A 23,176-nucleotide genomic window follows, 5' to 3' on the forward strand; every position below is an offset into this window, starting at 1 on the left:
CAGCGGACGGCCAGGACCGTGTGCATAGGGCGTTCCCTCGTCGGCCCCTTCATACGAGTGCGAGTCCTGCTCCTCATGGGATCCCCGACCATCAGCCCTTACCGGGAACGCCGCACCGCTCCCCACCCAAGGAACAGCGGACCGAAGCCCCAACTCAGTGCCAGGCGACGCGGCAAAGGAAGACGCCGCACCTGCCGACGGGTCATACGCAGCATCAGGCCCAGCCACCTGCCCAGACGGCACCTCCCGCGCCACAGCGTCCACGATCGGACGCGACTGTGACGCAACCAGCCCCTCATCCTCACTCGCGGAACCTGCCTCCTCCCGGGCGACATCCACCCGGCGGATCCCCTGAGTGACGGCATCCTCCTGGTCGGGATCATCCGCCGCGTCCCCAGACGACTGGGCTGGGATCACTGCGACGTCAGCCGTCGACCCACTCGACTCCCGTCCCGACACTTCACCGAGCGCGGCAGACGGAACAGACTCACCGCGCGGGGCATCCCCAGCGAGCCGGGCGACAGCCCGGGCAGCAGCCTCCTCAGCTGCCAACTGCTCAGGAGTGAGCTCCGCAGCCGGAGGCGACGGCGGCGGGGTAGATGCGGACGTCGTCTTCTGGGCACCGCCCAAGGGACGGCCACCCGTGCGGCGGGCCGGGGGCTTCATTCGATCGCTCATGCCTCGGTCAGCTCCTTCATCAGCTGGGCGTATTCGCTCAGGTCGGTGGGAATCTCGCCGAAGGCCTCCATGTAGTGGACCCAGGCGTGGATGGCGGTCTCGGCCAGCGGGAACGGCTCGTCACGGTCAGGGCCGATGCCCTGGCCCTCACCGGGCTCCAGGAGGTTGTCGCGGGCGGTGCGGGGGAGGCTGGTGCGGTCGTCGGCCTTGACCATCACGACGTGGGCCGTGACGCCGTACTCGTTGCGGGCGGCGGCCCGTTCGGCCTCGTCGAAGGTGGCCACGAGCTTGCGGCGCTCGATCTTGGTCGGGGCGACCGGCACGAGCAGCAGGTTCGCCTCGGTGACAGCCTCGTGGAACAGCTTCGCGCTGCCGCCGCCGGCGTCGACCACGATCGCGCCGAACTCGGCACGCTTGTCACGGATGTACTCGGCGAGGTCGTCGAACGGGTACCGCTTGACGACCAGGTTGGCGGGGATCTCGAAGCCTGCGGCCCGGGCGACCTTGAACCAGTCGTAGGCGGACTGGCTGGTCGCATCCGCGTCCAGCAGCAGAGTGGGCACACCGAGGACGACGGCGTAGTAGAGGGCGATGAACCAGGCGGAAGTGGTCTTGCCGGTACCGCCCTTGAGCATGCCGACGACGATGACGAACGCGTCCCAGACGGCAGCCGTGGTCGTGGCCAGATTCTTGTGGCGGGTGTTCTCGTTCACGTGGAGCTGATCTCCTCAACTAGGAAAAGACATCGGTCTTGTGCGGGCAGCCGACGGCGTCGACATGCGCCCGGAGTGCTGCCGGGGGAGGGGCCCTCGGCGCCGAGCCGAAGCCGGGATCGTCGACAGGTGAACCCGTGAGGCGAAGCGCTCCACGGCGCGGATCGGTGAGGCGGCAGGTGTGGGTCACTGCTTGCTCACCTGGCCGGCGGGGCCGTGACGGTGCTGGGCCCGCATGCGGGTGCCCGCCTGACGCAGCAGCCGATAGACCGTCCCGACCGAGTAGCCGCACTCCTTGGCCAAAACCGGGACTGTGGCGCCCGCCTCGTACTTCACCCGCAAGGACCGCGCGAGTTTCTGCCGCTCGGCCGCGCGCCCTGCGGACCGGAGGCGCAGCGTCTGCTGCGTCGTGCGCACGGTGCCGCCAGCCTCGACGAGGAGGCCCCGGGCGACGTTCCGTGACTCACCTGACGCCGCGGCGAGTTCGTTGAGGGTTGCGCCGTGCTCCTCGTAGAGGGTGCGCAGATGCGCGGCGAGACGCCGGCGCGCTTCGGGGTCCGCCCGCATCCGGCGGGTCTGCCACGAGGTACGCATCACGGTCCCGGCGCTCTTGAGCCGGTTCAGGAGCGTTCCGTAGGACAGGCCGCTGACGGCCATGAGCTCCTCGACGGTGGCTCCGGACTCGTACTGCCGCCGCAGAGACCGCGGAGTCGGCCGGTCACCGCCGGGGGAGGGGACTTTGGGGCGTGGGGTCATGCAACGGACTCCCATTCACTGAGTGCTTCGGCATGGGCAGCGGCCAGCTCGTCGTAACTGCGCCGGTCGGCAGGGGTGATGAGGATCAGGCGGCCATCGGTCGCGATCCGCCAGTCCGCAGCGGGCCGTCCGGTGACCGGATCGAGGACGCATCCGTTCCGGACCTGCACCAAGGGCGGGACCTCGTCGGGGCGCGGCGCCGGAACGAGGACCTGGCGGCCGTCGCGGACGATCACCACAGCTGTGCTGCGGTGTCCGGCAAGCCGCTCCAGCACCGCGCGGTATGCCGTCCGCTCGGCCGCGTGCAGAGTCCGTCGGCGTGCGGCCAGGCCTGCGGTTCCGTGGATGGTGGCGACCGTGTCCCAGCCGTGTGAGAGCACGAGGTGTGGGGCGGTAACAGCCTCCGGAAGGCTGTTACCGAAGCCTTCAAGGGCGCGGGGGGCGAGGATCCAGGTCTCGCCGATGCGGCGTACCAGACCGTGGCGGGCGAGGCGGTCGAGACTCCTGTAGACGGTGGCGCGGGAGACGGACGAGGTGACCACGAGTTCACCCGCCGTCTGGGCCGGGCGGGCATGCAAGGCCCCGATGATCATGAGGGCAGAACTGCCCAACGCCCCGTGGGCGAAGGCGTCATGGGCCATCAGGCGGGAGATGACAGTGGAGTCGACATCCGCCGAGAGGGCCGTCTCAGGAGTGGACCACTCCCCAAGTGCCGGGGCGGGGGGGAACTGAGTGGTCCGTGTGTGAGAAGTCCAGCCGCCTTCCGCACTGTTGAGACCGTTACCGAGATACCAGGAGGAGCCCTCCTTGCCGCGCCCGACCTTCAGCCGGCGCAACCACCCACCGGGCTTCAGGACCCTCTCGTAGGCGAGGCGCAGCGTCTGCCGGGAGATCCCGGCCTCCTCCGCGGCCTGCCGCTCACTCGCGGCGTGCAGACGGCCGCCGGCAGCCTCCGCGAAGTTGAGATGCGCCCGCAGCACCCGCAGCGCGGTGCGGCCCCGCTCCCCACGCCAGGGTGTGACCTCGATGCGGTCCCGGAGGGCAGCGAGGTCTTCGTACACGTCCTGGCGCGACGCGACCCTCACGCTGCTGGTGACCGTGGCGCTCGCGTTCCTCCACACGCGCTCGATGTATGCGAGGGCGCGGGCCTGGCCGGAGCGGAGGGCGATGTACTGGGTGTGCCTGCCGCCCTCGTGATCCGGGTGCAGGAGGAGCTGTGTCAACTCGCTGACGGTGCCCCCGAGCCGGGCCACATGGCAGGCGATCGCCGCGGTGATGCGGTGACCGTGCTCGGCCATGCCCGCCCGGACCTGACGCGGGACTACCTGACCCTCACGATCGAGCCGGCTGTAACTCCCCGCCGCGTAGCGACCGGTGAGGTCTCCGACAAGGACCAGGTCAGCGACTGCTGGTGGGAGCTTGGCGAGCCCCTGTCGAATGGTTTGGTTGCCTGTGACTGCCTCTGGCTGGGGTGAGGCATGCAGCAAGTAGTGCGAAGCCGGTATGTCGTATGGCATTGTGGAGTCGTCTCGCACAGACGTGGACGCCACCCAGGGCCCGCTAAAACCACGGGTGGTGTCCGGAACCGACCTCCAATCGGTGCCACACGAAGCCTCCAGGATGTGCCGTCCTGGAGGCTTTCGTATGCCTGGCCCCGGATGGGAGGCAGACGTCCCCATCACGACTCGACCGGGGCGAAGCGAAGTGCGCCGAGGTTGGCGCCCTGATCGAGCCGGCCAACTCGGGTCCACTCGGAGCCAGAATCAGAGGGATCGCCTCTGACTGCCTCTTAGCGGCCCGGGCCGAACCGGGGTCGAATCAGAGCGTTTTCCTCTGACTGCCTCCGATCGCCTCTGCAACCCGTCCTAGCAGGTCACAGCCGTTTCGGCCTTCATAAGTCCAGGTCAGAAGGGTGCGGGAGAATTACAGGAGGTAGTAGAACAAGGGGGGTCGCTCCTCACTCCGGCGGGTCGGCTCGACCGACCTGTTCTCGCAGGTCACCCGGTACCTCGTGAGCTGCCAGTGTAGGGGCAGGTGTCGCCGCGTGGAACCGGTGGCGATCAGGCCGCCGCCGGGCACGACGGAGGGCGGCGAGACCTCCTCGCCGCCCTCCAACGCTCAGTGGAACAAGGTCACATGGACGCGGTCATGCCCCTGGCGCGCGACCGGCGCCGGTACAGGGCGAAGGCCGTGGTCGACCCGACTGCCGTGACCAGACCGGCTCCTACGGCGACCGGCAGGGCCATGGCGGACGTCGTGCTGTCCGCGACGTCCTGCGCCTTCAGGTCCTGGACGTACGCCGGGTAAGGGGCCTTCGTGGCCGTCGACGACGCCTGCGTGTAGTGCGGGATCCGCTTCACCGACTTCACGGAACCATTCGAATTCAGCAGCACCTGCTTGTCGTTGGGGTGCCGGAAGTCGAACATGCCGCCGAGGGTGCCCGCCCGCCGGTCGAAGGACGCGTCACCGATCCGGCCCGTGTGCCAGTTGTCCTCGATGAACTGCGTGATCGACGCCTGCTCGGTGGCCGTGTGGTCGATCTTGTCGACCTTGCTGTACGGCGAGATGACCAGCAGCGGCTGCCGGGTACCGGGACCGCAGCGGTCCGCGTAACCGCCCTTCGCGGCCGGACCGGACTGGCAGGCCGGGCTGTCCGTGGCCTTGCTGTTGGAGCCGACGGTCGAGTCCTTCGAGCCGTTCAGCACCTTCGAGGAGACGTGGTCGTACCAGCCGTCGGAGTCGTCGTAGGCGAGCACGACCGCCGTCGACTTCCACTCGGGCGACTTCTGCAGGGCGTTGATCTCCTTGATCAGGAAGTTCTGCTCGTCGGCCGGGTCCGAGTAGCCGGCGTGCCCGTCCTGGTACTCGGCCGCCTTCAGGAAGCTCACCGCGGGAAGGTTGTTCGCCTTCAGCGCGGCGTCGAAGTCGGTCAGGTCGTAGTTGTGGTTCGCCCGGCCGCTGTGCCCGATCTCTGCGACGGACTTCGGCGCCAAGTGGTGAGGATTCGCCGTCGACTTGTAGTACTCGAACGGCTCGTGGTGCGCGCTGTAGTCCTCCGACGCCGCGCCGCCCACATTGGTGTGGGTGGTGCCGGCGCACCGCGCGTAGTCACCGCTCTTCCCGTCCCACGCGGTGCTGGGCCGGAAGCCGCCCTGGAACCAACCCCAGCTCACGTTCTTGGAGTTGAGCAGGTCACCGATGTTCTTGCCCTGCATCTCCGCGAGCGCGCTGGTAGCGGTGTGGTCCTTGTCCGAGCAGTCGTCGAAGGCCGGGTCGGGGTCGTTGATGACCGTGCCGACACCCTTGGCGTTCGGGGAGACCACGGCGTACGAGTCCGGGGTCGACGTCTGCTTCGGGTTCTCGGTGCCGGAGGCCGGGTCGACGGAGATCACGCCGTGCGTCTGACCCGATATCAGGTTCAGCGCGCCGGGCGTCGAGGGGCCGTAGTTCGAGCTGAACGAATGGTCGTTGAGGGCGTACTGCTGGGCGTAGTTCCACATGCCGGTGACGGTGTTGCCGTCGTAGTAGTCCATCACCAGACCGGGTTCACCGAAGAGGCCGGTGCACTTGTTGACCTCGGTGTTCTCGACGTACTTGTCGGCCTTGCCGCCGTCGGCCGCGTACTGCTCGGGGCCGTAGGAGTGGTTCTGGTCGCAGGTCATCACCTGCGAACTGCTCAGCCGCGTCGGCGTGTAGAGGTTCGGGTTCTTCTTCAGCAGCCCGGCGTTGAGCAGGTTGTCGGCCTTCGGCGTGTGCGCCGCGGCCTTGAACTTCGTGCCGTCGGTGTTCGCGGCCTGGGGGTAGGTGGCGAAGTAGTGGTCGAACGAGATGTTCTCGTCGTAGATCACGACCACGTGCTTGATCGGCGTCGACGTGTGCGTGCCCCCCGAGGGCTGGTGGCCGTGCGGGGCCGCCGACGCGGGCACGGCCCCGCCCGCGGTGGCCAGGGCCGCGGCGCCGAGCAGGGCACCCACGCGCGTCAACCGGCGCCGTGCACCGGGGTTTCTTCCTTTGCCGATCATGCTGTCTCGCCTTCCGGGAGCAGTGGTTCTGCTGCCACACCGTCCATGGCCGTGGCACCTACCGCCGTAGCCTGGGCAATGGTGGCGGCGGGGCGGGGGAGCGGCAATGACGTGGGAGCGAACGCCGGGTCAGGAGATTCTCATGGTCTGTTGGCCTGTTCTTGACCCGTGTCCCAGATCGGCGGTCTCTCAGGTCAGCAGGGTGCGGCCGAGCCAGTCGGAGGTGTCCCGCACCCCGGGCAGCGCGAAGAAGTAGCCGCCGCCGTACGGCGAGATGTAGTCGACCAGTGGTTCACCGGCCAGCCGCTTCTGCACGTTCTCGAACTGCCGGGCCAGGTCCTGCTGGTAGCAGCAGAACAGCAGGCCCATGTCGAGGTTGCCGTTGCTGTCCATGCCCCGGTCGTAGTTGTAGCCCCGGCGCAGGATGCGCTGATCGGCGCTCTGCGTGGTGCGCGGGTTGGCGAGCCGGATGTGGCTGTCGAGCGGGATCACATCGCCCTGCGGATCCTGCGCGAAGTTGGGCGTGTCCTTCTCGTGCCGCCCGTCCAACGGGGCGCCGGTGTCCCGGGCGCGGCCGAACATCCGCTCCTGCTCGGTGATGGAGACCCGGTCCCAGAACTCCACCAACATCCGTATCAGCCGTACGACTTGATAGCTGCCGCCGGTCGCCCAGTCCGGTTCGTCGCCGCTACCGCCCACCCACACAAGGTCGTTCATCGCGCGGGTGTCGGTCACCTCCGGGTTGGCGATGCCGTCCTTGAACCCGAGGTGGTTGCGCGGGGTGCCCGACGGGCGCGGCGGACTGATGAACCCGTCCGTCCGCCAACGGACTTGGAGCCCGCCGCGCGTGTGCCGGGTGACATCGCGCAGCGCGTGCAGCACGGTGTCCGCGCTGTCCGCGCAGAACTGCACGCTCAGATCGCCGTGACACCAGGCGGAGTTGAGATCGTCGTCCGGGAACGACGGCATCGCGGTCAGCCGACGGGGCGTGAGCTTCGCGAGCCCGTAGCGGTCGTCGAAGAGGGACGCCCCGACGCCGACCGTGACGCTCAGCCGGTCGGCCGGGAGATCCGGACCCAGCGTGCCGGAGTCGGAGGGCGGGGCGGTGATGCCCAGGTCCTCCGGGCTGCCGCCGGTGGTGAGGAAGCGGGCCCGGTCGGTCAACGTCCGCAGCAGGTCGGTGAGTTCGGACTTGTTGTCCGCGGTGGTGTCGAAGGACACGAACGCGGTGGCGCGCTGCGCCGGGGTGACGATCCCGGCCTGATGGACCCCATGGAAGGGCACGGTAGCGGCCGGCGTCTGGGCGGCAGCTACGGCGGCACCACGATCGGCGGCGACAAGACCGCCACCGGCCACGGCCGCCGCACTCGCCAGGAAGCCCCGACGGCCCACCTCGTTCACGCGCTTCACGCGGTCCTCCGTACGTCCGTGAGGGCGGCCACGTCGGCCAGTCGCTCGACCAGTCCACCGAGGTCGGCGTCGACCTTCTCCCGCCGCGGACGCGGGAGTTGGGGGAGCGGTGTCCACTTTCCGGAGTGGTCGAGGCCGTCCAGGGTGTGCTGCGCCCGGTCCATCCAGTCGCCCAGTTCGGCGAACCCCGCGTCCCGGGTCTTCAACAGCGGCCGCAGATACCCGAGCAGTACGCGGGTGCCGTCGAGGTTGGCGCGCGCGGTGGCGAGGTTGGTGCCGCTCCCGTAGTCGGTGCGGCCGGTCAGCTCGAACTGCACGGTGTTCTCCAGGATCTCGTGCGCCCGCAGCCCGGTGTCGGCCGGATCCATCCGTTGGGAGGGCCAACTGCTCTCCAACGCGTGGACATCCTTGGCGAGTTGATCGACGGGACCACGCAGCCCGCTCGCCGACTCACCGTGCCACAGCCCGTACTCGACCCGGTGGAACCCGGTGAACCCGGCGTCGTGCACCCCGCCCGCGAGCCCGGCCGTGGTGCCGTTGATCGCCCCGTCGGAGTCACCGAACGTGCCGTAGGCGGCGCCCATCCGCTCGTAGACGAGATGCGCGGGCAGCCAGGCCCTGCGGGCGGCGGCGAGGTCACCACGATCTACGGCGGCCCGCAACACGTCGGTCTTGTGGGCGAGTTCGACGGTCCGGGCCTGAATCCACTTCTGGTAGGCGAGCGTTGGCGGGATGAGCTCCTGCTGAGTGATCGGTGTGGCCGCGGGCCCGCTCTTCACCTTCGAGCCGCTGATCCGCACGGTGGGCCCGGTCACGGCGTCGGCGTCGTCGGGCAGACACTTGAAGGCGTACGAGCCGTTTCCGAGGGTGACCCCGAGCGGCCGGACGGTACCCGGCGCCAGCCCTTCGACCTCGCCGTAAACGGCGCCGGTCTTCGGGTCGGTGAGGTACACCTCGGCAGCCGTACTGGACGTGTTGTGCAACTCGAAGACCTGGTGACCGGCCTGCGGGTGCGTCCAGCCGCTGCCGCACCCGGAGGTCGCGACCTCGACGGCGGTGTGCGGGAGCCCGCCGGCGGCAGCGGCGGCCCTACCGTCCGATCCGGACCCGCGAGCGGTGAGCACTCCGGCTCCCAAGGCCGCTACGGCGACCAGGGCACCGGCCGCGAGCAGCACGGTGCGGCGACGGTGGTCGCTCCGGGGGTCGGGCGTTGACGAGGTCAGCGCCGAGGCCGGCGCCGCACCAGGCTCGGCATCGGCATCGGCTTCGGCGCCGCGCGCGGATTCGGGCACGCCGGGCCTCCAGTGGGAGTCGTACGAAAGATGGCGGTGCCAGCGATCTTATGAGTGCGCTACGGCCCCCACCGCGTCCCTTGACCCTGTTCTGACCGGAGGGCGGGCGAGAATTCGCCCGGGGTTCACCGGACGGTTCGGGACCGCCACGGTGGGGTGGGTGGGGGTGCACGGTGGGCTACGGGATCGGAGGATGTGGGTCGACACCGGTCGGGGACTGCGGTGGGGGGCGGTACCGGCGGTGCAAGGGTTCCCGGTGGAGGGGGACGAGGGTGCGATGCGGGCGCGGGCGAACCCGCTGCGTCGCGCGCTGTGGCAATCCGGCCGGAGACATCGATATGAGACGAGGCCGGTGCTGTTGCAGGTGCTGCACGGGCGTCGTCACGCGGCTCGCTGCCGTGTCCCTCGCCCCGAACCGGCCCGGAGTCAGGACCTGGGCCGGTGGAACCATGTCCGGGCCCCGCCGACGAGGAGCAGCCGTACCTCCCGCCGATCCGAACGGGTGGCGGCACCGGTCCCCGGGAACAACCCGGGCCCGTTCGGCGCTGCTCCTGATACCTCGCCGGGTACTCAGGGAAGGTCGTGGAGGAGATGAATCGGTCAGGGCAGGAGCCGCTCCCGCCGTCAGGTGAAGCACCGTTGGTGACCACCTGCGGGCGACAGGTCGCGGTAAGGCGACTGTTGTTGGCGATCCCGGAACGCCCGATCAGCCGGGTCACCCTGGACGTGGGTCCGGTCGTGCGCGGCGAGCCCGGACTCTGGGCCTCCCTCACCGTGGCCGAGGCCCGCGACCTGGCCCGCCGACTCCTCGCCCAGGCAGCCCTGGCCGACAGCGGAACCGGCACTCCCGCGGAACAGGGCGCGGCGGGCAAGTAGCCGCCCCCGCAAGGGAGTTACCCGCCTCGCCACGGGCCTGGCTGGACCGACGACCACCCCCGTCCGCCGATCCAGCCAGCCCCCACAACTCGCGCGGGCCTACGCCCCCTGCGTCAGTACCTTCTCCAACGCCCCCACAGCGGACCGGAGTTCATCCGCCGTAATGGTCAGCGGGGGCGCCAGCCGAATCGTCGAGCCGTGTGTGTCCTTGGCCAACACGCCCTCGCGCATGAGGCGTTCGCTGATCTCGCGCCCCGTGCCGATCGCCGGGTCGACATCGACGCCCGCCCACAGGCCCCGCGCGCGGAAACCGACCACGCCCTTGCCGACCAGCTCGGTCAGGCCGTCCCGCAGGATCACGCCCAACTCCGTTGCCCTGCGCTGGAATTCGCCGGTCTCCAGCAGCTCGACGACCGCCGTGCCGACCGCGGCGGCGAGCGGGTTGCCGCCGAACGTCGAACCGTGCTCGCCCGGGTGCAGTACCCCCAGCACCTCCCGGCGCGCGACGACTGCCGACACCGGTACGATGCCGCCGCCCAGCGCCTTGCCGAGCAGCAGCACGTCCGGGACGACACTCTCGTGGTCCACCGCCAGCGTGCGGCCCGTGCGGCCCAGCCCCGACTGGATCTCGTCCGCGATGAACAAGCAGCCCTTGCGGAGGGTGAGTTCACGCACACCGGCCAGGTATCCCGCGTCCGGAATGATCACCCCGGCCTCGCCCTGGATGGGCTCGATCAGGACCGCCGCCGTGGTCTCGTCGACCGCCGCCTCCAACGCGGCGAGGTCGTTGTACGGCACGATCCGGAAGCCGGGAGTGAAGGGACCGAAGCCCGCCCGTGCCGTCTCGTCCGTGGAGAAGCTGACGATCGTCGTCGTACGGCCGTGGAAGTTCTCCGCCGCGACGACGATGGTCGCCCGGTCGGCGGGGACGCCCTTCACGTCGTAGGCCCATTTGCGGGCCACCTTGATGCCGCTCTCGACCGCCTCCGCGCCGGTGTTCATCGGCAGCACCATGTCGAGGCCGGTCAACTCCGCGAGCCGCTCGGCGAATTCGGCGAGCCTGTCGTTGTGGAAGGCGCGGGAGGTGAGGGTGAGCTGGTCGAGCTGGCGGTGGGCGGCCTCGATCAACGCCGGGTGGCGGTGGCCGAAGTTGAGGGCCGAGTAGCCCGCGAGCATGTCGAGGTAGCGGCGGCCCTCGACGTCCTCCACCCAGGTGCCCTCGGCGCGGGCGACGACCACGGGCAGCGGGTGGTAGTTGTGCGCGAGGACCGGTTCCTCGGCGCGGATGAGGTCGGCGGACGTACGGGCGCTGGCGGGTGCGGTCATGAGCGGATCTCCTGGGTGCAGCACTTGATGCCGCCGCCGGCCTTGTGGAACTCCGACAGGTCGACGGGGACGGGGACGTAACCGTGGTCGGCGAGGCGCGAGGCGAGCGCCTCGGACCGGGGGGAGATGAAGACATGACGGCCGTCGGAGACCGAGTTCAGGCCGAACGTCATCGCGTCCTCGCGGGTCGCGAGCACCGCCTCCGGGTACAGCCGCGCGAGCACCTCACGGCTGCCCGGCGAGAACGCCTCCGGGTAGTACGCGATGTTGTCGTCGTCCAGGACGAACAGCGCCGTGTCCAGGTGGTAGAAGTACGGGTCGACCAGCGTCAGGCTGATCACCGGGACGCCGAAGAACTCCTGCACCTCGCGATGGGCCTCGCGGGTCGTACGGAACCCGGTGCCGGCCAGGACGTAACGGCCGGTCGGGATCAGGTCGCCCTCGCCCTCGCTCACCGACTCGGGGCGGTGGACGTCGTAGCCCGCCGCCTTGAACCACATGTCGTAGTGGTCGGACTCGGGGCGCCGCTCCGGCGCGTGGAAGAGGGAGCCGAAGACGCGGCCGTCGACGACGACCGCCGAGTTCGCGGCGAAGACCATGTCCGGGAGACCGGCCACCGGCGCCACCGTGTCGACGGTGTGGCCGTGCGAACGGTAGGTGTCGATCAGTGTCCGCCACTGCTCCTGGGCGAGATCGACGTCCACCTGGGTGTCCGGATGCATCCAGGGGTTGATCGCGTACTGCACGGCGAAGTGTCTGGGTTCGCAGACGAGAAAGCGCCGCCGGCGCCGCACACGGGTGTCAGGCACAGAGGGGTCCCTCCGCTTCCTGTGATGACGACTGGGGTTGACACCACGGTAGAAAGAGACCAATACGCGCGACAAGCGATAAAGGCTGCGTGTCTGCGCAGGAATGCTGCGTCTTTGACGGCGTCAGCGCAGGTCTGATGCGTCGTCCGGTGCGGGATGGGTCGCGCCCGCCTCCGGGCTTTCCGGGAGGAGGTGGGACAGCACCATCACGCTGATCGTCTTCCGGATGAACGGCTCCTGCCGGATGCGCTCCAGCACCGCCTCGAAGTGCACCACATCGGTCGCCCGCACATGCAGCAGCGCGTCCGCGCCCCCGGTCACCGTCATCGCCGCGGTGATCTCCGGATGGTTGCGCACCACCTCCGCGAGCCGCCTGGGGGGCGCGGCGCCCTCGCAGTACACCTCCACGTACGCCTCCGTGCGCCAGCCGAGCGCGGACGGCTGCACCGTCGCCGTGAAACCGGTGATCACCCCCGTCTCCCGCAGCCGGTCCACGCGCCGCTTCACCGCCGTCGCGGAGAGCCCGACCGCCCCGCCGATCTCGGCGAAACTGGTCCTGGCGTTCGCCATCAACGCGGTGATGATCTTCCGGTCGAGTTCGTCGAACGGGGTGGTCCTGCTGTTCATGTCGGCACTGTATCCAGCGCGAACGTCCACGCCGGGTACATGTCCAGGCGTACGAATTGCTCCTACACTCCACCTTCATGCTGCGCGCCCTCGCCGTCGACGACGAACGCCCCTCGCTGGAGGAGCTGCTCTACCTGCTCAACGCCGATCCACGCATCGGCAGCGCGGAGGGCGCGGGCGACGCGACCGAGGCGCTGCGCCGTATCAACAGGGCCCTGGAATCAGGCCCGGACGGCCCGGAGGCGATCGACGTCGTGTTCCTCGACATCCAGATGCCCGGCCTCGACGGGCTCGACATGGCACGGCTGTTGACGGGGTTCGCGCAGCCGCCGCTCGTCGTGTTCGTCACCGCGCACGAGGACTTCGCCGTACAGGCCTTCGATCTCAAGGCAGTTGACTACGTGCTGAAACCCGTCCGCAAGGAACGGCTCGCCGAGGCGGTGCGCCGGGCGGCCGAACTCGGCGGCTCCGCACCGCGGATACCCGTGCACGAACCCGACCCCGACCACATCGCCGTCGAACTCGGCGGCGTCACCCGCTTCGTGGCCGTCGACGACATCACCCACGTCGAGGCCCAGGGCGACTACGCCCGCCTGCACACCGACCGGGGCAGCCACCTCGTCCGCATCCCGGTGTCCACCCTGGAGGACCGCTGGCGCGCCCGCGGCTTCATCCGCATCCACCGCCGCCACCTCGTCGCCCTGCGCCACATCGGCGAACTCCGCCTGGACGCGGGCACGGTGAGTGTTCTCGTGGGCGGCGAGGAACTCCAGGTCAGCCGCCGCCACACCCGCGAACTGCGCGACCTGCTGATGCGGAGGTCCTGACGGTGCCTCAGGACCCCACCGAACGCAGGGTTGTTGTCACCGCCCCGCCCCGCCGCACCCGCCGCGCCTCCGGCTACTCCCGCCCCCGCACCGAGATCGACGAACAGACCACCCTCGGCCACACCTACGTCCGCTCCCTCATGCGCACCCAACTCCGCGCCGCCCTCACGGTGTTCGCGGTCCTCGTCCTCCTGGTCGGCCCGCTGCCCCTCGTCTTCGCGGCGACCCCGGACTCCCACCGCCTCGAATGGCTCGTCCTCGGCTTCTGCCTCTACGCCCCGCTCGTCCTGCTCGCCCTCTGGTACGTGCGCCGAGCCGAACGCAACGAACGCGACTTCGTCCGCCTCGTCGAGGACCGCTGAGCCGGGTGAACTCCGGTTACGCGGTACCGGCGGTCGCCCTCGTCGTCGTGGTGACGGTCCTCGTCGGCGCCTTCGGCCTGCGCATCTCCCGCACCACCTCCGACTTCTACGTCGCCTCCCGCACCGTCGGCCCCCGCCTCAACGCGGCCGCCATCAGCGGCGAATACCTCTCCGCGGCCTCGTTCCTGGGCATCGCCGGCCTGGTCCTCGTGCAGGGCCCCGACATGCTCTGGTACCCGGTCGGCTACACGGCCGGATACCTGGTCCTCCTGCTGTTCGTCGCCGCGCCCCTGCGCCGCTCCGGCGCCTACACCCTCCCCGACTTCGCCGAGGCCCGCCTCGCCTCGCACGCCGTACGACGCCTCGCGGGAGCCTTCGTCGTCGGAGTGGGCTGGCTGTACCTGCTGCCCCAACTCCAGGGCGCCGGGCTCACGTTGACGGTCCTCACCGGCGCACCCGACTCGCTCGGCGGACTGATCGTGGCGGTCGTCGTGGTCGCCACCGTCGCGGCCGGCGGCATGCGCAGCATCACCTTCGTGCAGGCCTTCCAGTACTGGCTGAAGCTCACCGCGCTGCTCGTCCCCGCCCTCTTCCTGATCCTCGCCTGGCAGAGCGACGGAGCACCCCGGCACGCCTTCGAGGAACCGGCGACGTTCCGCGAACAGCGGGCGGTTCGGGTCGACGAGACACTCGACCTCAGGCTCGACCGACCCCTCACGGTCACAGTGACCGGCAAGGTCGACGGCCACACCCACGACGACGCGAAGCTCCAACTCCCCGCCGGCACCCACCACATCGAGCGCGGCACCCGCCTCACCTTCGCCAAGGGCGCCCCCGTCCCCGTCGCCGACCGCGGCACCAACGGCGGCATGTCGACTTCATTGGCCGCGAGCCGCGAGGAACGCCCGCTGTACGCGACCTACGGCCTCATCCTCGCCACCTTCCTCGGCACCATGGGCCTGCCGCACGTCGTCGTCCGCTTCTACACCAGCCCGCACGGCGTAGCCGCCCGCCGCACCACGGTCGCCGTCCTCGGCCTGATCGGCGCCTTCTACCTCCTCCCGCCCGTCTACGGCGCCCTCGGCCGCCTGTACACCCCCGAACTCACCCTCACCGGCGACGCCGACGCGGCCGTACTCCTGCTGCCCGACCGCATGATCGGCGGCGTCGGCGGCGATCTGCTCGGCGCACTGGTCGCGGGCGGAGCCTTCGCCGCGTTCCTGTCCACCGCCTCGGGACTGACCATGGCCGTCGCCGGGGTCCTCACCCAGGACGTCCTTCCGTCGCGCGGCGTACGGCACTTCAGGCTCGGCACGGTTCTCGCCATGGCCGTACCGCTGGTGGCGAGCGTCCTCGTCGGCGGGCTGCCCGTCGCCGACGCGGTGGGACTCGCGTTCGCCGTGTCGGCGTCCTCCTTCTGCCCGTTGCTGGTCCTCGGCATCTGGTGGACACGGCTCACCCCGCCCGGTGCGGCGGCCGGGATGCTGGTCGGCGGCGGGTCGGCGTTCGTCGCGGTGGCCGCGACCATGGCGGGCTTCCCGGGCACCGGCCCCCTGCACGCCCTGCTCGCCTGGCCCGCGCTCTGGTCGGTGCCGCTGGGGTTCCTCACGATGGTGCTGGTGTCCCTGGCGACCCCGGGCCGGGTGCCGACGGGAACGGCGGCGATCCTGGCGCGGTTCCATCTGCCGGAGGAGCTGAGGGCGGAGGTGAAGGCGTGACGGAGTCCGGGCGCGGCTTCGGCGCCGCCATGGGTGGATCGTCCAACTGCCTTGCGGAGGAGGCCACATGAGTGGATTCCTGGCCGGCCTCTGCGTCGCCGTACTCCCGTTGCTGGCCGCCGGGTTCTGGCTCGGCCGGCACACCGCACGCCCCGAGAGCCTCGGCGGGCTCGGCACCCCGGTCGAGCACGCCACCTTCCAGACCCTGCACACCGCGTCCCTCGCCGCGCCCCCGCTGCGCGCAGGCCTCACCGAGGAGACGGCCCGCCGTTCCGCCCGGAGACTGCGCACACTGCTCGGCACCGACGCGCTGTGCCTGACCGACCAGAAGCAGGTCCTCGCCTGGGACGGCGTCGGCGACCATCACCGGGCCGAGATCATGGAACGGCTCGCGGGCCCGCTGGAGACCGGCCGGGGCGAGGCGTTCCGGCTCAACTGCGACGCCCCCGACTGCCCGTTGCGCTGGGCGGTGGTCGCCCCGCTCACCGTCGACGACCGGGTCCACGGCGCGCTGGTCGCCGGTGCACCGCGCGAGTCGGCAGTGCTGGTCCGAGCCGCCGGAGAGGTGGCCCGCTGGGTCTCCGTACAACTTGAGCTGGCGGATCTGGACCAGTCCCGCACCCGCCTGATCGAGGCCGAGATCAAGGCACTTCGGGCCCAGATCTCCCCGCACTTCATCTTCAACTCGCTCGCGGTGATAGCGTCCTTCGTCCGCACCGACCCCGAACGCGCCCGCGAACTGCTCCTGGAATTCGCCGACTTCACCCGCTACTCGTTCCGCAGGCACGGCGACTTCACCACCCTCGCCGACGAACTCCACGCCATCGACCACTATTTGGCGCTCGTCCGCGCCCGCTTCGGCGAACGCCTCTCGGTCACCCTGCAGATCGCGCCCGAGGTACTGCCGGTAGCGCTCCCGTTCCTCTGCCTGCAGCCCCTGGTCGAGAACGCCGTGAAGCACGGCCTCGAAGGCAAGGCCGACAAGAGCCGGATCAGCATCACCGCGCAGGACGCGGGCGCCGAGGCACTCGTCGTCATCGAGGACGACGGCACCGGCATGGACCCCGACCTGCTCCGCCGCATCCTCGCGGGCGAGGTCAGCCCCTCGGGCGGCATCGGCCTGTCCAACGTCGACGACCGGCTCCGCCAGGTCTACGGCGACGACTACGGCCTCGTCATCGAGACCGCCGTGGGAGCGGGCATGAAGATCACCGCCCGGCTGCCGAAGTACCAGCCGGGCGTGCACTCGGCGAGCCGGCGGAGTGAGCCGTAGCGGGGGTCAGGTGCTGCGCGTGGCCACCATCCCGAGGGTGATCAGCCCGAGCACGACCCAGCCGAACCACAGCCAGCCGTTACTCCCGAGCGCCACCGTGTAGGCCGTCACCACCACCAGACCGCCGACGGTGATCACCCCCATGGTCTTCGTGGAACCGGGCATCGCAACACCCTCCTCATGGTTCGTTCCCCTCCATGGTGCCCCCGTTCTGCCTCCGAACGGCGCACACGACGAAATGTGTGCCCGACTTCCACGGTCCCTGACTCGTCCAGGAGGCCGCCTCGTAGACCGACGGATCGAAGCCGTAGTCGGCCGGCGGGACGTCCCGGGCACACGCGGCGTCCGATTCCGTACGCGCCTGGGCCAGCGTGACGCCAGCGCCCAACCGGGTGAACCCGAGCACTTCCTGATCATGCTCACCGGTGCAGGAGACCAGGCTCGCGGCCCGGTCCGAGGGCACGGCCAGACAGTCCCGCTTCTGCATCGTCGACGTGTCCGCGAACGCCGACCCGAAGGCGCGACGGCTGCCGAGCGGCCCGTAGACCGGCCCGTGCGCGCCCAGCACCAGACACGCGGTGCGATGCCCGGCCGCCTCGAAACCCGCGTCGGTCGGTACGACGGCGAAGCCCCGCACGTCCGCGAGCTTCTCCCGCATCTCCCGCGTCCGCTGCGCACACCGGTCCGCCCCGACCTCGCGCGCCTCGCCCGCGGACGCGGTGGGGACCAACGCCATCACCTGCCCGTCGGGCACCGAGTTCCGACAGGTGGGGTCGACGGCGAGCCGTGGCGTCCTCTCGAACCGCTTCCCACCGGGCCAGTCGGCGGTGACACAGTCGCCGTCCTTGAGCGCCGCGGAGAGCCCGACGGTACTGCCGTACGGCGAACTGTCCTTCTTCGCGCTCGTGTTGTCGCCGGACGACTGGTGGGCCATGGCGTACCAGACGCCGCCCAGGGCGAGGGCGAGCCCGAGCAGGCACGCGAGGGCGGCCTGGAGGAGCCGGGGACGTGGGCGACGGCGTCGGCCGCCAGGAGAGTGCGAGGGAGGCGGCCCGGCGACGAACGGCGCCGCTCGGCCCTCCCACGGCGACTGCGAACCCAGGTCGGTCTGGGTCCGGGCATACGATCCCGCCCCCGCCCCCGGGTCCGTCCGCGGCGTAACGATCCGCGCCAGCGCCGCCTCGGCCTCCGCCGCCGGAATCCGCCGTAGCGGATCCTTCTCCAGCATCGCGTGGAGCACCGGGGCCAGGGCGCCCGCGCGGACCGGGGGCAGCGGGTCCTCCATGACCACCGCGGTGATCTCCGCGAGCGGGGTCTCGCGCACGAAAGGGCCGTGGCCCTCGACGGCGTGGTAGAGCGTGCACCCCAGCGAGAACAGGTCGGCGGCGGCGGTCGGCGGCCCGCCCGTGGCCCGTTCCGGCGCCAGATAACCCGCCGTACCGACGAGCACGGACGTCAGCGTGTACCGCGTCTCCCCGGCGTCCGGCTGCACGGAGATGCCGTAGTCGGTGAGCAGGACGCGGGCGTACGGCGAACCGGTGCGGTCCGGCGCGAGCAGGATGTTCGCCGGTTTCACGTCTCGGTGCATCACGCCCCGCTGGTGCCCGGCGGTCAGCGCGTCGAGTACGGCGAGCCCGATGCGGGCGCACTCCGCCGGGGCCAGGGAGCCGTACCGGCCGACCATGTCGCGCAGGTCCACGGCGTCCGCCACGTACTCCATGACGATCCAGGGCAGCCCCTCGTGCTCCAGCACGTCATGGACGGTCACCACATGGGGGTGTCCGCGCAACCCCGCCGCGTTCCGTGCCTCGGCCCGGGCACGCGCCACCCGGGCCTCCCGTTCGGCGTCGGCGTAGGCCGGGTTGCTGAACACGATCTCCTTGAGCGCGACTTCACAGGCCAGCCGCTGGTCATGTGCGAGCCACACATGTCCCATCCCGCCACTGCCCAGCCGGTTCAGCAGGAGATAACGGCCGGCGATGACCCGGCCCACCCCCGAGGTCGGCGATCCCTGTGGCATCCGGACTCCTCCTTCCGGGGCTGCGTCACGTCTCGGTCGTGGTGGCGGTGGCGGCGATGGGCGTGCCGGTCGTCATGGAGGCGCCGGCGGTGACGGGCGCGCTGCTGGTGACCGGTGCGCTCGGCGGGGGCGAGTGGGACACCACCGAGGGCGAACCGGTCGTAGGCGAACCGCTCGACGGCGGCGGGTCGTTCGTGGGGGAGGACGGTGGCGCCGACGAGGACGTGGGCGGTGCTGGTGCGGTCGTCGAGGGCGGTGCCGCGGACGTCGGTGGAGCCAGCGTGGGCCCGGAGGTCGTCGGACCCGGGGGAGTGGAAGGAGCGCCCCCGCTCGTCCCACCGGCCACGCTCAGCAGCACGTACTCCCCGAACCGCATCTCGGTCCCGGCGGGCGGATCGGTAGCCGTGACCCGCGCGTCGTCGGGCGGCGGTGCACTCCCGCTGTATCCGGTGGCCAGCCCCCTGCTCACCAGTTGCCGCCGCGCGTCCCCGAACGTCGCCCCCGCGAGGTCGGGCACGGCGCGCTGCTGCCGGGCGTCGAAGGTGGTGTCGTGCCTGCCCGTCGTACCGACCGGACGCGTGATGCCGGTGTCGGGATCGTCGACGTCGACGAGCGCGAGCCCCTCCACCTTCCGCGGCGCCGGACGCACGGCCACGACCGAGGACGGGTGATATCCGTTCCACTTCTCGTTGCCGTCCGCGAACTTGACGGAAATGCGGCTCGCGTCGCCCTTGAAGGGGCGCAGTGGATTTCCGCAGGAGCACTTCGCGGCGGGTTCCCCCTGCTCGTCGACGAGAATCGCGATTCCCGCCTGGAGAAGGGAGTTGTAGGGCGTGGCCTTTCCCTTTTTGTAGTCGTGGTTCTGTACGAGAGTGTCGTGACGCAGGAGTACGGGTGTGAGCCGATCCAGATAGGCCGGTATCCGGTCCGTGGTGATACCCAGTACGCCCGACCAGGCAACGGCCTTCGGACGATTCGCGGGATCGGTCAGAAACCTCTTGAGCTTCGCCACGTCACAGACGGTCGGCTTCTTGGTGCCCCCGTACAGCCCAGGCGTGTCTCCCTGCTGCAAGCTGCCCCGCACGGGCATCGAGCGCACTGCGGCGTCCTGACCCAGTCCCTGTTTCTCGTCGAAGAAAGGCGCGAGTGACGGAACTCGGGCGGCGACCGCCTGCACGGCGGACGAATGTGCGCCCCCGCCGCATCCGCTCAGCCCGCTCACGACCAGCACGCAGCCGAGCAGCAGGGCGATCCTGCGGACGATCGAAATTCCGGTCCTTTGCAGAACAGCGCGAAATGTCATTACCGCTCCCCCCGGTGGCGGTTCCCCCATCGCGCTCATGCTACTGAACGAAATTTCCGTTCAGTTGCCGCATGTGTTCAATTGCTTCGTGTGTTCAATGAGGCCAAATAGGCGTTGTACGCCTCAAGTTCCTTGTCGCCGTCCCGGTCGGCGGCCCGGTCCTGGCGCTTGGCCTGCCGCTGTTCCGAGCTGTACCACTGGAACAGCAGGGCGATCAGCACCAGCACGGACGGGACCTCGCTGAACGCCCAGGCGATACCGCCGGCCGCGTTCTGATCGGAGAGCGCGTCGATGCCGAGCGAGGCGGGCGGGTTCTTGAACGTCTGGACCATCGGCTCCGACGCCATCATCAACGCGATGCCGAAGAACGCGTGGAACGGCATCCCGGCGAACAGCTCCAGCATCCGCATCAGATAACCGGGCCGACTCGGCCCCGGGTCCACACCCATGATCGGCCAGAAGAACACCACACCCACGGCGAGGAAGTGCACCATCATCGCGATGTGCCCGGTCTTCGACCCCATCAGGAAATCGAAGATCGGCGTGAAGTACAGCGCGTACAGGCTCGCGATGAACAGCGGGATCGTGAACGCGGGATGCGTGATGATCTTCATGTACCGGCTGTGCAGGAACATCAACAGCAGCTCGCGAGGCCCCTTGCGACCCCGGGCCGCCGGGGGCAGCGCGCGCAACGCCAGGGTGACCGGAGCGCCGAGCAGCAACAGGATCGGCGTCAACATGCTGATGACCATGTGCTGCACCATGTGCACGCTGAACATGACCATGCCGTAGTCGTTGAGCTTGGTGCACATCACCAGCCCGATGGTCAGCACACCGATGACGAAGGAGATCGTCCGCCCCACAGGCCACGAGTCCCCCCGCCGCCGCAACCGCACGACCCCCCAGCCGTACAGCCCGAGCCCGACCAGGCAAGCGGTGAGGAAAAACGGGTCGGCCGACCACTCAAGCCCGCGCGCCAAGGTGAACGGCGGCAGATCCATGGTCATACCGTGCCCGCCGTGATCCATCGAACGGCTCCTGATTCGTGGGGGTGTGGGTCATCTGTCCGCACCAGAGTAGAACCGCCCCCGGTCACCTCTGTGACCGGGGGCGGTGTGACTCCCTGGGGGCGCGGGGAACTGCGCGACCAGCCCCCACGCACCCGCACCCGACGAATCACCTAAAAAACGCTCAGAGCACGCACTCGGCCTCTTCATACCGATCAGCGGGCACGGTCTTCAACGTCTCCACCGCATCCGCCAACGACACCATCACGATGTCGGTCCCCCGAAGCGCGGTCATCTTCCCGAACTCGCCCCGATGCGCGGCCTCCACCGCATGCCACCCAAACCGAGTGGCGAGCACGCGGTCGTACGCGGTCGGCGTACCCCCACGCTGCACATGCCCGAGAATCACCGGCCGCGCTTCCTTGCCGAGCCGTTCCTCCAGCTCGATGGAGAGCTGCCGCGCGATCCCGGCGAAGCGCTCGTGACCGTAGACGTCCTTCTTGCCCTCGTCGAAGTCCATGGACCCCGCCCGCGGCTTGGCGCCCTCCGCCGCGACCACTATCGCGAACCTCTTGCCCGCTGCGAAGCGTTCGCCGACCCGCGCCGCCAACTCCTCGATGTCGAAGGGCCGTTCAGGTACGACGATGGCGTGGGCGCCGGCCGCCATGCCGGAGTGGAGCGCGATCCAGCCGGTGTGGCGGCCCATGACCTCCACGACGAGGACGCGCTGGTGGGACTCGGCGGTGGTCTTGAGCCGGTCGAGCGCCTCGGTCGCGACACCTACGGCCGTGTCGAAGCCGAAGGTGACGTCCGTGACGGCGATGTCGTTGTCGATGGTCTTGGGGACGCCGACGACCGGGAGACCGGCGTCGTACATCAGCTTGGCCGCCTTGAGCGTGCCCTCGCCGCCGATCGGGATGATCGCGTCGAGGCCGAGTTCCTCGACATGGCCTCGGGCCCGCTCGACGCCGTCCCGGAGCTGGGAGGGCTGGACGCGGGAGGAGCCGAGGATGGTGCCGCCGCGAGCGAGGATGCCGCTCACCGCGTCGAGGTCGAGCTTGAGGTAGTCGCACTCCAGGAGGCCTTTCCAGCCGTCCCGGAAGCCGATGACCTCGTCGCCGTGGTCGACGACGGCGCGGTGCACGACGGACCGGATGACGGCGTTCAGGCCGGGGCAGTCGCCGCCGGACGTGAGGACACCAATGCGCATAGCCCGAAAGAACCTTCTCGACGTGGACCGGGACCGGACCACGTTGTCCGGTATGAACCCCGCCACCCTAGCGGCAGAAGGGGGCGGGGTCGTAGCGTGCGTCCGCCTGCTGGACGACCCCGCTCACCTGCGCGGACGAGCCGTCAGACGGGCTGGTTTCCGGTATCCGAAGAGGAGATGGACACCCGCCCTCGGACCGGGGTCAGGCAGGCTGCTGAGCTGCGCTGATGCGCTCCTTGCGGAGCGCCTCGTACCAGCGGTCGTCGATGGGCGGCAGCGCGTTGACATCGAGGGCCAGCTTCAGCAGCAGGTCCGCGATCAGCGGGTTGCGGGCGAGCACGGGCCCGTGCATGTACGTCCCGAACACCGTGTCGTTGTACGCGCCCTCCGTGCCGTCGCCCGTGCCGTTGCCCTTGCCCAGCCGCACCTGCGCGAACGGGCGGGCGGTGGGGCCGAGATGCGTGACGCCCTGGTGGTTCTCGAAGCCGGTCAGCTGGGGCAGGCCCAGGCGGGCGTCGATGTCGCCGAGGACGTCGCCGACGCACCGCTCGCCCTCGCCGCGCGTCGACACCACGTCGAGCAGGCCGAGGCCGGGCTCGCGCTGGCCGAGGTCGTTGATGAACTCGTGGCCGAGGATCTGGTAGCCGGCGCACACCGAGAAGACGATCGCGCCGTTGCCGACGGCCCGGTGCAGGCCGCCGTCACGGCGCAGGCGCTCCGCCGCGAGGCGCTGCGGGCGGTCCTCGCCACCGCCGATCAGGTAGATGTCGCCCGAGGTCGGGATGGGCTGGTCGCTGCGCACGTCCAGCCGAGCCACGTCGAGACCGCGCTGCCGTGCCCGGCGTTCCACGACAAGGGCGTTGCCCTGGTCGCCGTAGGTGCTCAGCAGGTCGGGGTAGATCCACACCAGACGCAGCTGGTTGTCGCTCATGGTCAATTCGTCCTCT

Annotated in this window: 20 protein-coding genes; 5 read left to right on the forward strand and 15 right to left on the reverse strand. The window is 70.0% G+C overall.

From position 1 onward, the window contains the following. Positions 1-674: 674 nt before the first annotated feature. From OG226_RS42105 to OG226_RS42130, 6 genes are all read right to left on the reverse strand, one after another. Positions 675-1,391: a ParA family protein gene (locus tag OG226_RS42105; protein WP_329352034.1), complete on the reverse strand. Its 717-nt coding sequence runs from the start codon at positions 1,389-1,391 to the stop codon at positions 675-677. Positions 1,392-1,577: 186 nt separating this feature from the next. Then, complete coding sequence (locus OG226_RS42110; RefSeq protein WP_329352035.1) at positions 1,578-2,147, reverse strand: helix-turn-helix domain-containing protein; 570 nt, start codon at positions 2,145-2,147, stop codon at positions 1,578-1,580. After that, complete coding sequence (locus OG226_RS42115; RefSeq protein ID WP_329352036.1) at positions 2,144-3,445, reverse strand: helix-turn-helix domain-containing protein; 1,302 nt, start codon at positions 3,443-3,445, stop codon at positions 2,144-2,146. The genes OG226_RS42110 and OG226_RS42115 overlap by 4 nt, the downstream gene beginning before the upstream one ends. 834 nt (positions 3,446-4,279) lie before the next feature. Continuing rightward, positions 4,280-6,169: a phospholipase C gene (locus OG226_RS42120; RefSeq protein ID WP_328684787.1), complete on the reverse strand. Its 1,890-nt coding sequence runs from the start codon at positions 6,167-6,169 to the stop codon at positions 4,280-4,282. Between the two features lie 189 nt (positions 6,170-6,358). After that, complete coding sequence (gene efeB / locus OG226_RS42125) at positions 6,359-7,579, reverse strand: iron uptake transporter deferrochelatase/peroxidase subunit (RefSeq protein WP_328684788.1); 1,221 nt, start codon at positions 7,577-7,579, stop codon at positions 6,359-6,361. Then, positions 7,576-8,871: an EfeM/EfeO family lipoprotein gene (locus OG226_RS42130; protein WP_329352037.1), complete on the reverse strand. Its 1,296-nt coding sequence runs from the start codon at positions 8,869-8,871 to the stop codon at positions 7,576-7,578. Before OG226_RS42130 ends, efeB begins: the two co-directional genes overlap by 4 nt. A 642-nt stretch (positions 8,872-9,513) precedes the next feature. On the opposite strand from OG226_RS42130, the gene OG226_RS42135 reads away from it, so the two are divergent. Continuing rightward, positions 9,514-9,747 carry a hypothetical protein gene (locus tag OG226_RS42135; protein WP_328684790.1) on the forward strand — a complete coding sequence of 78 codons (234 nt, stop codon included), beginning with the start codon at positions 9,514-9,516 and terminating at the stop codon, positions 9,745-9,747. A 99-nt stretch (positions 9,748-9,846) separates the two neighbouring features. Here the strand turns inward: OG226_RS42135 and rocD are convergent, their stop codons facing one another. The 3 genes from rocD to OG226_RS42150 all read right to left on the reverse strand — a co-directional run bounded on the left by rocD (position 9,847) and on the right by OG226_RS42150 (position 12,509). Next, positions 9,847-11,073: an ornithine--oxo-acid transaminase gene (gene rocD, locus OG226_RS42140; RefSeq protein WP_328684791.1), complete on the reverse strand. Its 1,227-nt coding sequence runs from the start codon at positions 11,071-11,073 to the stop codon at positions 9,847-9,849. Then, positions 11,070-11,882 carry a dimethylargininase gene (gene ddaH, locus OG226_RS42145; RefSeq protein WP_328684792.1) on the reverse strand — a complete coding sequence of 271 codons (813 nt, stop codon included), beginning with the start codon at positions 11,880-11,882 and terminating at the stop codon, positions 11,070-11,072. Before ddaH ends, rocD begins: the two co-directional genes overlap by 4 nt. A 123-nt stretch (positions 11,883-12,005) precedes the next feature. Beyond that, on the reverse strand, positions 12,006-12,509 hold the full coding sequence (locus tag OG226_RS42150; RefSeq protein ID WP_328684793.1) for an Lrp/AsnC family transcriptional regulator: 504 nt from the start codon (positions 12,507-12,509) through the stop codon (positions 12,006-12,008). Between the two features lie 77 nt (positions 12,510-12,586). Here OG226_RS42150 and OG226_RS42155 point away from each other — a divergent pair, with 77 nt between their 5' ends. The 4 genes from OG226_RS42155 (at position 12,587) to OG226_RS42170 (ending at position 16,689) form a co-directional block, all read left to right on the forward strand. Then, on the forward strand, positions 12,587-13,336 hold the full coding sequence (locus OG226_RS42155; protein WP_329352038.1) for a LytR/AlgR family response regulator transcription factor: 750 nt from the start codon (positions 12,587-12,589) through the stop codon (positions 13,334-13,336). 2 nt (positions 13,337-13,338) lie between these two features. Next, the gene (locus OG226_RS42160; protein ID WP_328684795.1) at positions 13,339-13,698 is read left to right on the forward strand and encodes a hypothetical protein; all 360 of its coding nucleotides are present in this window, start codon (positions 13,339-13,341) and stop codon (positions 13,696-13,698) included. A gap of 5 nt (positions 13,699-13,703) precedes the next feature. Next, positions 13,704-15,416, forward strand: coding sequence for a sodium/solute symporter (locus tag OG226_RS42165; RefSeq protein ID WP_329352039.1), 1,713 nt, complete (start codon positions 13,704-13,706; stop codon positions 15,414-15,416). A 67-nt stretch (positions 15,417-15,483) separates the two neighbouring features. Beyond that, positions 15,484-16,689 carry a sensor histidine kinase gene (locus tag OG226_RS42170; protein ID WP_328684797.1) on the forward strand — a complete coding sequence of 402 codons (1,206 nt, stop codon included), beginning with the start codon at positions 15,484-15,486 and terminating at the stop codon, positions 16,687-16,689. A 6-nt stretch (positions 16,690-16,695) separates the two neighbouring features. Here OG226_RS42170 and OG226_RS42175 read toward each other — a convergent pair whose 3' ends face one another. The 6 genes from OG226_RS42175 to OG226_RS42200 all read right to left on the reverse strand — a co-directional run bounded on the left by OG226_RS42175 (position 16,696) and on the right by OG226_RS42200 (position 23,160). Continuing rightward, on the reverse strand, positions 16,696-16,854 hold the full coding sequence (locus tag OG226_RS42175; RefSeq protein WP_019070924.1) for a hypothetical protein: 159 nt from the start codon (positions 16,852-16,854) through the stop codon (positions 16,696-16,698). Positions 16,855-16,867: 13 nt separating this feature from the next. Next, complete coding sequence (locus OG226_RS42180) at positions 16,868-18,709, reverse strand: serine/threonine-protein kinase (protein ID WP_329352040.1); 1,842 nt, start codon at positions 18,707-18,709, stop codon at positions 16,868-16,870. A gap of 25 nt (positions 18,710-18,734) precedes the next feature. After that, positions 18,735-20,012 (reverse strand): PASTA domain-containing protein, encoded by a 1,278-nt coding sequence (locus OG226_RS42185; RefSeq protein ID WP_329352041.1) that lies wholly within the window; start codon positions 20,010-20,012, stop codon positions 18,735-18,737. A 77-nt stretch (positions 20,013-20,089) separates the two neighbouring features. After that, a complete protein-coding gene (locus OG226_RS42190) occupies positions 20,090-21,040 on the reverse strand; it encodes a cytochrome c oxidase assembly protein (protein ID WP_328684800.1) in 951 nt (316 codons plus the stop codon). Positions 21,041-21,203: 163 nt separating this feature from the next. Next, complete coding sequence (locus OG226_RS42195) at positions 21,204-22,229, reverse strand: 6-phosphofructokinase (RefSeq protein WP_328684801.1); 1,026 nt, start codon at positions 22,227-22,229, stop codon at positions 21,204-21,206. 202 nt (positions 22,230-22,431) lie between these two features. Next, entirely contained in the window at positions 22,432-23,160 is a 729-nt protein-coding gene (locus OG226_RS42200) for a type 1 glutamine amidotransferase (RefSeq protein WP_328684802.1), read from the reverse strand. Positions 23,161-23,176 lie beyond the last annotated feature (16 nt).

This window comes from Streptomyces sp. NBC_01261 (genome assembly GCF_036226385.1).
Lineage (GTDB): Bacteria > Actinomycetota > Actinomycetes > Streptomycetales > Streptomycetaceae > Streptomyces.